We start from the raw sequence: 12,290 nt of genomic DNA on the forward strand, positions 1-12,290 counted from the left end.
CAGGGGGTAGCGGCGGCGCCACTGCCCCTATCCCTTATTCCCCGGTAAATGCCGCAGGGCGCCGCTGCTGGAAGTGTTCTATCCCTTCTTTAAAGTCCGCGCTCTGGATGCTCAAAAACATTTCCTGGTTGGCGTCGGCAATGGCCTGGCCCAGCGTCTGGTAGGGGGCTTCCCATAGCTGGCGCTTCATGATTCTTATCGAGCGCGGCGATACATTCCCGGCCAAGTCCCGCGCATAGGCAAGCGCCTCTTCGAGCAGCGCTTCCGGTTCGGTCACACGGTTCACCAACCCGATGCCCAGGGCTTCCTCGGCCGCTATCTTGCGCGACGAAAACAGCAAGTCGGCGGCATGCGCCTGGCCGACCACACGAGGCAATATCCACGCTATGCCGTGCTCCGCAATCAGGCCGCGCTTGGCGAAGGCGGTACTGAAAACCGCCGTTTTGCTGGCAAAGCGAATATCGCTATACAGCGCCATGATCAGGCCCAGCCCCGCCGCGGCGCCATTGACGGCGGCAATGACAGGCTTGCCGATGGCGGGAAAATAGGAATAGCGGGTCTGGTAGTCCGCGCGCCGGTTCATATCGTAGGGACGCATCCACTGCTGCGCGCGGATATCATCCGGCGGCAGCACCGCAAGCTCGTCCATGTCCATGCCGGCGCAAAAGCCGCGGCCAGCCCCCGTCAGGATGATGGCCCTGACGCCGGGATCGGCGTCCGCCTGCTCCATGGCGAGGCGGATTTCCGCCTCCATGACGCGGGTCAAGGCATTCAGGCGGTCCGGGCGATTGAGCGTGATGGTAGCCACATGGCTGGCGACGGCGTACTGCAATTGTTCGAAAGACATCGGGATCTCCTTGGCGGGGTGGGGCTATGCGGGCAATTGGATAGCGCGGGGTTCGAGAAATTCCTTGATTCCGAAAGCGCCGTTTTCCCGGCCGACGCCTGAATGCTTGAATCCGCCGAAAGGCGCCAGGGGATTGAAAGCCGCTCCATTGATGTCTATCTGGCCGGCCCGCAGCCGCTTCGCCACCGCCAGGGCATGGCCGCGATCGGCGCCCCAGACGGCGGCGGCCAGCCCATAGTTGCTGTGATTGGCAATAGCGATGGCCTCTTCCTCCGACTGATAGGCGATCACCGCCAGCACAGGCCCGAAAACCTCTTCCTGGGCGATTGCGGAGTCCGGATGCACACCACCCAGGACAGTGGGCGCAACAAAATAGCCATGGGGTGGCAATATGGCGCGGCTCGTGATCGATGTGGCGCCGGCGGCAAGGGCTTGCGCGATGTAATCCTGGACGCGGTCGCGCTGCTGCCCGGAAACCAGGGGACCCAGCCGGGTTCCGGACTCCATCGGGTCGCCCATGGCAAACGATGCCGCGCCTTCTTGCAGCAGGCGGGCGCATTCGTCATAGCGATCGGCCGGAACCAGGAGGCGCGTGATGGCGGTGCAGGTCTGCCCGCTGTTAAGGAAGCAGGCGCCCAAGGCATGGCGCATGGCCAGGGCAAGATCGGCGCCGGGCAGCACGATGGAAGCGGACTTGCCGCCAAGCTCCAGCGCAACGCGCTTCACCCCGTCGGCCGCAATGCCCGCCACGCGTTTCCCGGCGGCGGTCGACCCCGTGAACGACACCATGTCGACATCGGGATGCGCTGCCAGGGCCTCTCCGGCCACGTTTCCTGCACCGACGACAAGATTGAATACACCGGGAGGCAAGCCGGACTCATGTACGGCCTGGGCCAAGGCGTAGGCCGCCGCGGGCGCGAGCTCGGACGGCTTCAACACGACGACGCAGCCTGCGGCGAGCGCAGGCGCAACCTTGGCGGTCATCTGATGCAGCGGGTAGTTCCATGGCGTGATGCAGGCCACGATACCGACGGGCTCTTGCGTTACCAGAGAATGGCCGATCTGCGATGCATACTCCATTTGTCCGGCAAGCTGCGCATAGCTTTCCCAAGCTCCGGCTGGAGCGTTGACCTGGATGCGCCGCGAGAGCTTGAGCGGCATTCCGACTTCGCGGGTAATCTGCTCGGCAAGCGGCTCGGCCTGCTTGGCCAGGTTCGCGCCGATGCGCCGCAGGAATTGCGCGCGCTGCTCCAGCGGCGTGCCGGACCATCCGTCAAAGGCGCGGCGCGCCGCGGCAACCGCAAGCTGGACTTGCGCCGCCCCCGCCAGGGCGATATGGGCAAAGGGCTGCTCGGTAAAGGAGTCCTTCAAGTCCAGGGAGGCCAGCGGATCAAAGCCTTGCCATGATCCATCTATATAGGTTTGTGCGTATTGTTTCATGCCGCTCTCCCCGCTTCGCGCTCGCGCCGGCGGCTGCTGCGGGCTTCCAGGAAACCCCGCATGATTTCCTGCGGCTCGCCCGTTGCATACTCGGCCTGGTGATACCGCCGCACCGCCTCGCAGGCTTCATCGAAGCCCGGCTGCGTCAGCAGGCGGAAGCGCTCCTTGGTCAGGCGCAGCGCATTGGCCGGCAATTGCGCGAACTCGTTTGCCAGCTCGAGCGCCTTGGCCTTCACCTGATCCGGACTGACGAGATAATTGACCAGCCCAAGCGCATGCGCCCGCTCGCCGGTGAGCAGGCGTCCAAGCAAAGACATCTCTATATTGTGCGAAAGGCCCAGGTGCAAAGTCATCAAGTAAGAGCCGAGAATGCTGGCCAAGCCTACGCGCACCTCGGGCTGTCCGATCAGAAGATCGGCATGGCCGACGCGAACGTCCGCCAGCAGCCCGATCTGGAAGCCAGTGCCGGCCGCGGTGCCGTTGAATGCGGCAATCAGCGGCTTTTCTAGGTCGCGGATCGATTGGAACATGGCGCACTGGTGGCCCATCCATGCTTGCACTTCATGCGCCTCGAAACCGGCCGCCTCGCTCAGGTCCTGGCCGGATGAAAAAGCCCGATCGCCCGCGCCGGTCAGCACGATCGCCCGGACATTGCCATCCCTGTTGACGCTGCCCATCGCGTCGATAAGCGCGTCCCTCATCGAGCGATCGATGGCATTCAGCGACTCGGGACGGTTGAGCGTGATGATGGCCGCATTGCCGGAATATTCGATGTTTACGTATTTCTTCATTGCGCGACTTCTTCGGTTACGGCGTTGAGGGGGAGGAAAGCATGCGCCGCGGAGCCATCCGGCAACCGGCGTTCAATCAAGGCGTCGGCTATGACGATGCCGTCCCCGGCGCAGCCTACTATGACAGGGTTCAAATCGATCGACGCAACGGTGTCCGCATTCTGCTGCATGATCGAGGCAACGGTCACCATGGCGGCGCATATGGCGTCCACGTCCATCGGCGGCTCGCCGCGCACGCCGGCAAAGAGGGGCGCCACCCGCAAAGCGCCGATGGCCGCCCGCGCCGCCGCCGCATCGAATGGCGGGATCAACAAAACGAAATCGGGCATGGCCTCGATGTACTTGCCGCCGTCGCTGACCATAATGACGGGGCCGAATACCGGATCCATCTTGCCGCCAATCGCCAGTTCGCGGCGGCCTCGCGCCATCTTGGCCACGATGGCGCCATCCCAGGCTATATCCAGCGCCTGAACCCCCTGGCGGCAGGCCTCGAACGCCCGGCGCACGGCGGCTTCGCCATCGACATTCAGATGGACCAGGCCATGCTCGGACTTGTGCGGAAGCTCGGCGGAGCATGCTTTTATCGCGACGGCCGCGCCCATGCCGCGCCAGGCCGAGACGGCCTGATCGGCATCGAAGCAGACCTGATGAGCGGCCATGGGCAAACCGGCGTCGGCCAATACAGCCATGCTCTGGGCTTCGCTCAGGAAGGCGGACGTTCCGGGCGGAAGCAATAGCGGCCTTCGCTGATGCGCGGGCGCCTGCGCCTGCGCCTGCGCCGAAGCTGTCAGCGCCAAATGGCGGGTGAACTGGTCGAGCGCGGCAAGGGCTTGGCGTTCGCTGCCGAACGTCACCAGCCCGCGCCGGCGGAATGGCTCCTGGGTCGCCGCCGTGGTGGCGCTTACCGCCACCGTCCTGCCGGTGGTCTTCTCGAACGAGGCAATGTCCTCGGCCAGTTGTTCCAGGTCATAACCGTCGCCTGCCACCGGCAAGCTGATCAGATATAGGTCCCCGGCTTCATCATCGGCCAATGCTTGCAGAACGGCCCCCAGGGCCCGGCTGTCGCCCAGCAGGGCGGTCGCCACGTCTATGGGATTCGAACAAGTGGCGAATGAAGCAAGCGCCCGGCCGGCCCGCCCGCGCGTCGTGGCGGACAGGGCGGCCATGGGCAAGCCCAGCCCATCGGCAAAGTCGGCGCACATCACGCAGGATGAACCGCTGTTGCTGACGACCACCAGATTCCTGCCGCGCGGCCGGATTTCCTTCAGATATAGCGGCGCGATATTGACGATATCCAGCAGCTCGGTCGCGCGCCAGATCGCATGGCGCTGGAAAAACGCGTCGACCACGCCGTCTTCGTTGATCAGCGCGCCAGTGTGGGAGGCGGCGGCGGCGGCTCCCGCGGCGCTGCGCCCCGCTTTCAGCATAAGCAGGGGGATGCCTCTATCTTTCGCCGCTGCCGCTGCGCGAGCCAGCATATCGGCATCGCGCAGGCTCTCGGCATAGACCACGATAAGCTTTATCGCGGGATCAGCCGCGACGGCAAGCGCGAGTTCCGACACGGTCACGTCCGCCTCGTTGCCGGTGGCCAGGACATAGCGCACCCCCACGCCATTCAAGCGCAGCAAGGTATACAGAGCGGCGCTGGTGGCGCCGCTCTGGCTGACAATGGCCACCGGCCCGTCCTGAGGCGGCAACTGCGTGAACATGGTGCTGAAATTGGCCACGGCTCCACTGCTGAAATTGGCAAGCCCTTGCGAATTTGGCCCTATCAGCCGCATGCCGGCGGCTGCCGCGGCCTCGGCGATTTCCGCCTGCTGGCGGCGGCCAAGGTCCCCGGTTTCACCGAATCCGGAGCTCAGGATGATCGCGGCGCGTATGCCCTTGGACGCGCAGGCTTGCACAGCCTCGAGCACAGCGCTTCCGGCGACGGCCACGATCGCCAGATCGGGCACCTCGGGAAGCGTGGCGATATCCGGGAAACAGGGCTGGCCCTGCACCACGCTGCGCGATGGATTCACCGGATATACCCTGCCGGCGTAACCGAAGCGCTTTAGATAATCGAGCGGGCGTCCGCCTACTTTATTTTTGTTGTCGGAGGCGCCGACAATGGCGATGGAAGCCGGATCAAGGGCTGCGCCGAGGGCAATGGCTTGGTGATTCATACCGATACGAATTTCCTGAGATGAAAGAGATTTTTTACTCTGGGGTAATGCCGGCTTCCTTGATGACGCGGGCCCACTTGTCGGTTTCCTTGCGGATATATTCCGCGAATTCCTCGGGACTATCTCCTATGGCGTCGGCACCCTGGTCCAACATCCATTTGCGCATCTTCGGGTCGTGCAGTAGCGCGACCAGTTCTGTGTTCAGCTTGTCGATGATGGGGCGGGGCGTGCCGGCCGGGGCCAGGATGCCGAACCACGCCGTAGCTTCGTAGCCGGGAAGGCCCGCTTGCGCCATGGTCGGCAAGTCGGGCAATACGGAAGAGCGCTTCGTGCCCGTGGTGGCGAGAGCGCGCAGCTTGCCTGCCTTCACATACGGCGCGACGGAACTGTCGAACATGACCTGCGTCTGCCCGGACATCAGATCGACCACCGCCGGGGAGCTGCCCTTGTAGGGAATGTGGACCATATTGACGCCAGCCATGCTCTTGAACAGCTCAGCCGACAAATGTATGGTGCCGCCTTTGCCCGATGAGCCGAAATTCAGGTCTCCCGGCCTTTCTTTGGCATAGGCGATCAGCTCGGATACGCTCTTGACCGGCAGCGAGGGGTTGACGACCAGAATGTTCTGCACCTCTGCCACCAGCGAAATCGGGGCGAAATCCTTGACGTGATCGAACGGCATTTTCTTGTACAGGCTGGCGTTGATGGCGTGCGTGGCGGCCGAGCCCATCAGCAGGGTATAGCCGTCGGGAGGCGCTTTGGCGACCATATTGGCCCCGATATTGGCCCCGCCGCCCGGATGATTGGCCACAATGACCGGCTGGTCAACCCTCTCGGAAAGCGCTTGGGCGACGGCTCGGGCCAAGGCGTCGGTCACGCCTCCGGGCGTGTACGGAACGATCAGGCGGATGGGCCGTTCGGGATAGGCGGCCTGCGCCGGCAGCGCGGCGAAGGTGAGGACGCAGGCGGAAAGAAGCGCGCTCAGCACGGCATTATGGGTTTTCATTGGGGTCTCCATTTTTGATTTTCCTGCTTCAGGCATATAGCGCCGCCAGGCAGGATGAGGGGCAGTCTAGCAGCGGGCCAGGCATCCATGTATACAATACCTTCTATACCAGATATGCATGGCATGCATAGGAGACAAGCTTGGAACTCAAAGCACTGCGCGCCTTCGTCGAGGTCGCGGACGTCAGCAACATCTCACAGGCGGCGATCGCGCTCGGCTTGACGCAGCCGTCGCTGAGCCGAATCATCGTAGGCCTGGAAGGCGAGCTTGGCGGCCCGTTGTTCTACCGCACAGGCCGCGGCGTAACCCTTACCGAACTCGGCGAAGCCGCGCTGCCGCGCGCGAGAAGCCTGGTGCTCAATAGCGTCCAGCTGGTGGCCGATATGCGCGATCTCGGCGAGGCGCCATCGGGGTTGGTCACATTGGCCCTGTTGCCATCCCTCATGCGGGACATCGCTGGCGGCCTGTTCGACTCGGTGCGGCGGACCTATCCGCGCATACGGCTCAGGATGCTGGAAGGATTCAGTGGCCAGATAGAAGAATGGCTGTCGGAAGGCCGCGCCGACATAGCCCTGCTGAGCCGCTATCGCAAAGAGCAGACCCATGGCGAGGAGCTATTGACCTCGTCCGAACTCATGCTGGTGGGCATTTCCGAAAAAAGGACGCCAGGCGATACAGTCCGATTCAGTGAGCTGGGCAAGGTCCCCCTGGTTCTGCCGGCCAATCCCAATGGTTTGCGGGCTACGGTGGATAGCGCGGCAAGGCGGCTGCACATCCAGCTGAACGTCGTGGTGGAAGCCGATTCCCTGGAGGCCCAGAAGGCCATCATCAAGCAGCAGCATTGCTACGCCGTGCTCAGCCCGCAGACCATAGTCGGGGAAGTCGCCGCAAAGCTGTTCCAGGCGAGAAGAATCATAGAGCCGCAGTTGCCGAGGCTGGTTGTCATGCTGACGACCACCCAACGCCCGCCCAGCCGGGCCGCGCGCGAAGTCGCAAGGCTGATCCGCCACATGATCGCCCAAACGTGAATGCCGGGCTCCCTCCCGCGGCAGGGTTTCAGCCGCCGGACGCCGGCCCGCCGGGCTCCTGCCCTTGCTCGGGGGCGGTCAGCACATCGATCAGCGCCTTGGCCGGCGGCGACAGCGACCGCATGTCGCGCACCGCGATCTTCAGGTCGCGTATGGCCCAGTCATTGCGCAGCATCACGATAGCGATGCGCAGGCGCCGGGCATGCCGGCGTGCCACCGAATCCGGAATGATGCCGACGCCGACTCCCGATTCGACCAGGTTGCACAGCGACTCGAAATTATTGACCTGTATCCGCAATTTCAACGCCATGCCTTCGCGCGATGCCGCGCGTATGATGAAAGACTGAAGGGCCGTGCTTTCGGTCAGGCCGATATGATCGGCTTGCAGCGTCTGGCCGAAGTCCACCGGCCCGACGCCCGCCAGCGCATGCCCCGCGGGCGCGACCAGCACCAGCCTTTCCCTGCGGTAGGGAACGCATTCCAATCCCTCGCCTGGAACGTCGGCCGACAAGATGCCGATATCGGCCGTCCCCTGCTTGAGCGCCCGCGCGATATCGGTGGACGCGCGCTCGTGCAGGTCGATGTTCATCCCCGGAAAACTCAACAGGAATTTCTGCAGCGCGCAAGGGATGAATTCGCTGATGGCCAGGGTGCTGGCATAGAGGCGGATATTGCCTTTCATGCTGCCGGCGCCCGCGTGGAATTCCTCCGACAATTGCTCGGCCTGCCGCAAGATGCCCAGCGCATTCTTCAGCACGGTATGCCCGGCGGACGTGGGCGTAAGGCCCTGGGTGGTCCGGTAAAACAGCTGTGTTCCCAGCGCCTCCTCGATCTTCTTGATGCGCGCGCTGGCCGCCGGCGCCGACATATGGGAGCGCTCGGCGCCCCGCGTCAAACTGAGCGTATCCACCACGTTCACGAATAACTGCAAATCAATCAGGTCGAAGTCGAAAGCCATACTTTATTCATCCCGGGAATTGGGCGGATGCGACACATCAGCGGGCGTAGCGCCAATAGCTTTAAGCGCAGGCGAAGCGGCTTTTCCATAATCACGAATTGCCTGTCTTCATGAAAAAGGCGAATCTCTGGAGGTCCGCCCATTGCGGCCCGGCACAGCGGAATCCGGGCAAGCACTTTATAACCGATCCCAAGCAGGAGTCCCGCCATGTCCCTGCCCTATGAGCTTACAGCCAGCCAGGCCGCCCATGCCATGCGCGAGCGGCGGCTGACCTCCGAACAACTGGTGCGCAGCTGCCTGGACCGCATCGCCGCGCAAGAGCCGCTGGTGCAAGCCTGGGCCGCCATAGACGCCGAGCGGGCGATGGCGACGGCGCGCGCGTTCGACGCCCAACCGGCGCGCGGGCCGCTGCATGGCGTGCCCATAGGCGTGAAAGACGTCATAGCCACCGGCGATCTTCCCACGCAATACAACTCGCCCATTTACCGCGGCCACCAGCCGCCGCGTGACGCCAGCGTGGTGGCGCGCGCGCGCCGCGCAGGCCTGGTCGTCATCGGCAAGACCGCGACTCAAGAATTCGCGACGCGCGGCAGGGCGAGCCCGACCCGCAACCCATGGTCGCCCGGCCATACGCCTGGCGGGTCCTCCAGCGGATCGGCGGCGGCGGTGGCCGCCTTGATGGTGCCTCTGGCCATCAGCACCCAGACGGCGGGGTCCATCATACGCCCGGCATCGTATTGCGGCGTGGTGGGGTTCAAACCCACTTTCGATGCCATCGATACCGCGGGCATGAAACCCATCGTGCCCAGCTTCGATACGCTGGGCGTGCATGCCCGCTCCATGGGCGATGCCGCGCTGGCGCTGCAGGCATTGTCCGACTGGACAGGGATGGAAGAATTTTCCCATGGCCCTCCCGCAAGCCTGCGCATTTCCGTCTGCCGCGCGCCTTTCTGGGCGCATGCTGAAACAGCCACGCGGAATGTCCTGGACCTGGTTGCGCGCAGGCTGGGCGGCGCCGGCGCGCAGCTGCGCGACACGATATTGCCGCAGGCCTTCAATGAGCTGGGTGCGGCGCACGATACGATAAGCGACTATGAAGCGCGCCAGTCCCTGGCCTACGAATGGGATCATTGCCGCGCAGGGCTTTCCCCGGGCCTGCGCGCGAAGCTGGCCCGCGGCGCAATGATAGCCGGGCCCGCCTACCGGCGCGCATGCCGGATCGTGGACGAGTGCCGCGCCGCCGGCGAAGAATTGTTCCACGATTGCGATTGCCTGCTGACACCGAGCGCGCCCGGCCTGGCTCCGCCATTCTCGGACACCGAGCTGGGCAGTTCCGTCTTCAGCAAATTGTGGACGACGCTGGGCATGCCCAGCGTGAACGTGCCTGTGCCCGCCGCCGGCCCCCTGCCCATAGGCGTCCAGATTGTGGCAAGGCCGGGCTGCGACACCCTGGCCTTGCAGGTTGCCGGCCACGTTGGGCGCATCGTGCATGCTCCCTGATGCCGGCGGCGCGCGCCGAATATTCCCGCGGCTTTAAGCCAGGGCGAATCGACTTTTCCATAAATACGAATTGCCTATATCGGTCAAAGCCGCCATTCTTCCTTACCGCCAGGCTCCCCGCCCTGGCCGCCGTTTTCCCTATGCTGCGGCACAATCACGGAGACAACCATGAAAAAAATACCTGTTCTATTCCAAGCCTGCGCCCTGGCGGCGGGCTTGCTGCTGACTAGCGCTGGCGCCTGGTCGCAGGCCTATCCGGCCAAGCAAGTGCGCGTCATAGTGCCCTACGCGCCAGGCGGAGGCGCCGACATACTGGCCCGCCTGATAGGCCAGAAACTGGGAGCGAGCTGGGGGCAGCCCGTCATCGTGGACAACAAGGCCGGCGCGGGTGGCTCCATTGGAACCGAAAATGCCTCGCGGGCCGCTCCCGATGGCTACACCCTTTTGATGGCGTCGCCGAGCCATGCCATCAATGCCACGCTATACAAGAATCTGTCGTTCGATCCGCAAAAAGACTTCAACGGGGTCACGCTGGTTGCGTCCGGCCCGCTGGTGCTGGTCGTGAATGCCTCGAATCCCGCCAATTCGGTCAAGGAATTCATCGACCAGGCCCGCTCCAAGCCCGGCAGCATCAATTACGCCTCCGCCGGCGTCGGCAGTTCGCCCCACCTGGCGGGCGAACTCTTCAATATGCAGGCCAAGGTCGACCTCGTGCATATCGCCTACAAAGGCACCTCGCCCGCCCTGACCGATCTGCTCGGCGGACAGGTCCAGGCCATGTTCGCCCCTGTCCCTACCGTCATCGAATATGTGAAAGCCGGCAAGCTCAAGGCATTGGGCGTGACGACACCCAAAGCGTTTGCCGCCCTGCCCGGCGTTCCAGCGGTCGCCGACGACGTGCCCGGTTACGAGGTACTGCAATGGTGGGGGATAGCGGCTCCCGCGGGCACGCCCGCCGACATCATCGCCAAGCTGAACACGGATATCGCCGCAGCCCTGCGCTCGCCGGACATACAGCAAAAGCTCGCCACCATGGGCGCCGAGCCCGGCGGCCAGTCTGCCGCCCAATTCGATCAATTGATCCATAGCGAAGTGGAAAAATGGGCCGAAGTCATCAAGACCGCCAATATACAAGCGAGTTGAGCGGCTCTATGCCGCCCGGCAGACCAGGGCGCCCCCGGGCGCCACATAGCAGGAATACAGGATGAAAACCACAGAAAGCCTTGCGCGCTTCGTCAGCGAATATGACACGCGCCGCATACCGGACGCGGTGCGCCATCAGGCCATACGCAGCCTGGTCAACTGGGCCGGCTGCGCGCTGGGCGGCGCGCGGCATCCCGCGGTGGAAAATGCGCTGGCTGCGTTCCGCCCATTCATCGGGCCAGCGCAGGCGTCGATACTGGGCCGCCCGGAACGGGTGGACGCCCTGCACGCCGCCTTGTTCAATGGCATCAGCTCGCATGTCCTCGATTTCGACGACACGCACCTGGCCACATTGGTGCACCCGAGCGGGCCCGTGCTATCCGCCCTGCTGGCATTTGCGCAATACCATCCCATAGACGGCAAGACATTCGTGGACGCCATCGTATTCGGCATCGAAGTCGAATGCCGCGTCGCCATGGGCGTCGGCCCGGCCCATTATGACGCGGGCTGGCACGTGACAGGCACCGCGGGCGGTTTCGGCGCCGCCGCCGCGGTCGGACGGGCCCTGAAGCTGGACGCGAAGCTCATGGCCTGGGCCTTTGGCATTGTCGCAACGCAGGCAGCCGGCCTGCGCGAAATGTTCGGCACCATGTGCAAGAGCCTGCATCCGGGCCGGGCGGCGCAGAGCGGGCTGAGCGCGGTCCTGCTGGCCCGGGCCGGCTTCACCAGCTCGAGCCGGGCCATTGAAGCGCCGCGCGGCTTTGCGCATGTGCTGTCCTCGGATCCGCAATTGGCCGATGCAACCAGCGGCCTCGGGGAACAATGGCAGACGCTGGCCAACAGCTTCAAGCCCTATGCTTGCGGCGTGGTGATTCATCCCATCATAGATGGATGCCTGGCGCTGAGCTCCGCGCAGGCTTACGCGCCGGACGAGATCGAACAGGTCGCGCTGCAAGTCCACCCCCTCGTACTGGAACTTACCGGAAAGACTCAGCCGCTGACCGGGCTCGAAGGCAAGTTCAGTGTGTTTCATTCAGCCGCCATTGCGCTGTTGAAGGGAAGCAGCACGGCCTGGAACTACTCGGACCAGGCCGTCAGGGATCCCGCCGTGATCGCATTGCGCGAACGCGTGACGGCGCAACCCCAGGCGGGCATGCGCGAGGACGAGGCCCGCATAACCATCAGGCTGAAAAACGGCCAGACAATAGCGCATCACGTCGAACATGCGCTGGGCAGCCTGGAGCGGCCCATGAGCGATAGCGACCTGAGCGGAAAATTCAAGGATCTCGCCCGGGACATCTGGCCGGCCGGCCAGATGGAAGAAGCGCTGGCGCTATGCTGGCGCGCCGACACGCTGGCGGATGCCGGCGAAATCGGAAACCGGCTGGCGGCGCCATGAACGGCCGCGGCCC

Annotated in this window: 11 protein-coding genes; 4 read left to right on the forward strand and 7 right to left on the reverse strand. The window is 64.1% G+C overall.

Annotated features, from left to right (window positions below; translation table 11 throughout):
• Positions 1-34: 34 nt before the first annotated feature.
• Genes BUB23_RS09300 through BUB23_RS09320 form a run of 5 tightly spaced genes read right to left on the reverse strand, consistent with a single transcriptional unit; the run spans position 35 to position 6,249 of the window.
• The gene (locus tag BUB23_RS09300; RefSeq protein ID WP_073102831.1) at positions 35-847 is read right to left on the reverse strand and encodes an enoyl-CoA hydratase; all 813 of its coding nucleotides are present in this window, start codon (positions 845-847) and stop codon (positions 35-37) included.
• Between the two features lie 24 nt (positions 848-871).
• Positions 872-2,287: an aldehyde dehydrogenase family protein gene (locus BUB23_RS09305; RefSeq protein ID WP_073102832.1), complete on the reverse strand. Its 1,416-nt coding sequence runs from the start codon at positions 2,285-2,287 to the stop codon at positions 872-874.
• Positions 2,284-3,078, reverse strand: coding sequence for an enoyl-CoA hydratase/isomerase family protein (locus BUB23_RS09310; protein ID WP_073102833.1), 795 nt, complete (start codon positions 3,076-3,078; stop codon positions 2,284-2,286). The genes BUB23_RS09305 and BUB23_RS09310 overlap by 4 nt, the downstream gene beginning before the upstream one ends.
• Positions 3,075-5,243: an acetate--CoA ligase family protein gene (locus BUB23_RS09315; protein WP_073102834.1), complete on the reverse strand. Its 2,169-nt coding sequence runs from the start codon at positions 5,241-5,243 to the stop codon at positions 3,075-3,077. Before BUB23_RS09315 ends, BUB23_RS09310 begins: the two co-directional genes overlap by 4 nt.
• A 34-nt stretch (positions 5,244-5,277) precedes the next feature.
• Positions 5,278-6,249: a Bug family tripartite tricarboxylate transporter substrate binding protein gene (locus BUB23_RS09320; RefSeq protein WP_073102835.1), complete on the reverse strand. Its 972-nt coding sequence runs from the start codon at positions 6,247-6,249 to the stop codon at positions 5,278-5,280.
• 140 nt (positions 6,250-6,389) lie between these two features.
• Here BUB23_RS09320 and BUB23_RS09325 point away from each other — a divergent pair, with 140 nt between their 5' ends.
• The gene (locus BUB23_RS09325) at positions 6,390-7,277 is read left to right on the forward strand and encodes a LysR family transcriptional regulator (RefSeq protein WP_073102836.1); all 888 of its coding nucleotides are present in this window, start codon (positions 6,390-6,392) and stop codon (positions 7,275-7,277) included.
• 28 nt (positions 7,278-7,305) lie between these two features.
• On the opposite strand, the gene BUB23_RS09330 is transcribed toward BUB23_RS09325, so the two are convergent.
• The gene (locus tag BUB23_RS09330) at positions 7,306-8,235 is read right to left on the reverse strand and encodes a LysR family transcriptional regulator (protein ID WP_073102837.1); all 930 of its coding nucleotides are present in this window, start codon (positions 8,233-8,235) and stop codon (positions 7,306-7,308) included.
• Positions 8,214-8,444, reverse strand: a complete 231-nt coding sequence (locus BUB23_RS26670) for a hypothetical protein (RefSeq protein WP_143160931.1) — start codon at positions 8,442-8,444, stop codon at positions 8,214-8,216. The genes BUB23_RS09330 and BUB23_RS26670 overlap by 22 nt, the downstream gene beginning before the upstream one ends.
• Between BUB23_RS26670 and BUB23_RS09335 the strand changes: the two genes are divergently transcribed.
• The 3 genes from BUB23_RS09335 (at position 8,443) to BUB23_RS09345 (ending at position 12,277) form a co-directional block, all read left to right on the forward strand.
• Positions 8,443-9,735 (forward strand): amidase, encoded by a 1,293-nt coding sequence (locus tag BUB23_RS09335; protein WP_073102838.1) that lies wholly within the window; start codon positions 8,443-8,445, stop codon positions 9,733-9,735. The two genes, BUB23_RS26670 and BUB23_RS09335, sit on opposite strands and share 2 nt — an antisense overlap.
• 168 nt (positions 9,736-9,903) lie before the next feature.
• Entirely contained in the window at positions 9,904-10,878 is a 975-nt protein-coding gene (locus BUB23_RS09340; RefSeq protein ID WP_073102839.1) for a tripartite tricarboxylate transporter substrate binding protein, read from the forward strand.
• A 61-nt stretch (positions 10,879-10,939) separates the two neighbouring features.
• Positions 10,940-12,277, forward strand: coding sequence for an MmgE/PrpD family protein (locus tag BUB23_RS09345; RefSeq protein WP_073102840.1), 1,338 nt, complete (start codon positions 10,940-10,942; stop codon positions 12,275-12,277).
• Positions 12,278-12,290 lie beyond the last annotated feature (13 nt).

It is taken from the genome of Pollutimonas bauzanensis (assembly GCF_900129885.1).
Lineage (GTDB): Bacteria > Pseudomonadota > Gammaproteobacteria > Burkholderiales > Burkholderiaceae_B > Pollutimonas > Pollutimonas bauzanensis.

What these genes read in the sequence shown, in the direction of transcription:
- BUB23_RS09300 (WP_073102831.1), bottom strand. Translation starts at nt 847, where the DNA reads ATGTCTTTCGAACAATTGCAGTACGCCGTCGCCAGCCATGTGGCTACC.
- BUB23_RS09305 (WP_073102832.1), bottom strand. Translation starts at nt 2,287, where the DNA reads ATGAAACAATACGCACAAACCTATATAGATGGATCATGGCAAGGCTTT.
- BUB23_RS09310 (WP_073102833.1), bottom strand. Translation starts at nt 3,078, where the DNA reads ATGAAGAAATACGTAAACATCGAATATTCCGGCAATGCGGCCATCATC.
- BUB23_RS09315 (WP_073102834.1), bottom strand. Translation starts at nt 5,243, where the DNA reads ATGAATCACCAAGCCATTGCCCTCGGCGCAGCCCTTGATCCGGCTTCC.
- BUB23_RS09320 (WP_073102835.1), bottom strand. Translation starts at nt 6,249, where the DNA reads ATGAAAACCCATAATGCCGTGCTGAGCGCGCTTCTTTCCGCCTGCGTC.
- BUB23_RS09330 (WP_073102837.1), bottom strand. Translation starts at nt 8,235, where the DNA reads ATGGCTTTCGACTTCGACCTGATTGATTTGCAGTTATTCGTGAACGTG.
- BUB23_RS09335 (WP_073102838.1), top strand. Translation starts at nt 8,443, where the DNA reads ATGTCCCTGCCCTATGAGCTTACAGCCAGCCAGGCCGCCCATGCCATG.
- BUB23_RS26670 (WP_143160931.1), bottom strand. Translation starts at nt 8,444, where the DNA reads ATGGCGGGACTCCTGCTTGGGATCGGTTATAAAGTGCTTGCCCGGATT.
- BUB23_RS09340 (WP_073102839.1), top strand. Translation starts at nt 9,904, where the DNA reads ATGAAAAAAATACCTGTTCTATTCCAAGCCTGCGCCCTGGCGGCGGGC.
- BUB23_RS09345 (WP_073102840.1), top strand. Translation starts at nt 10,940, where the DNA reads ATGAAAACCACAGAAAGCCTTGCGCGCTTCGTCAGCGAATATGACACG.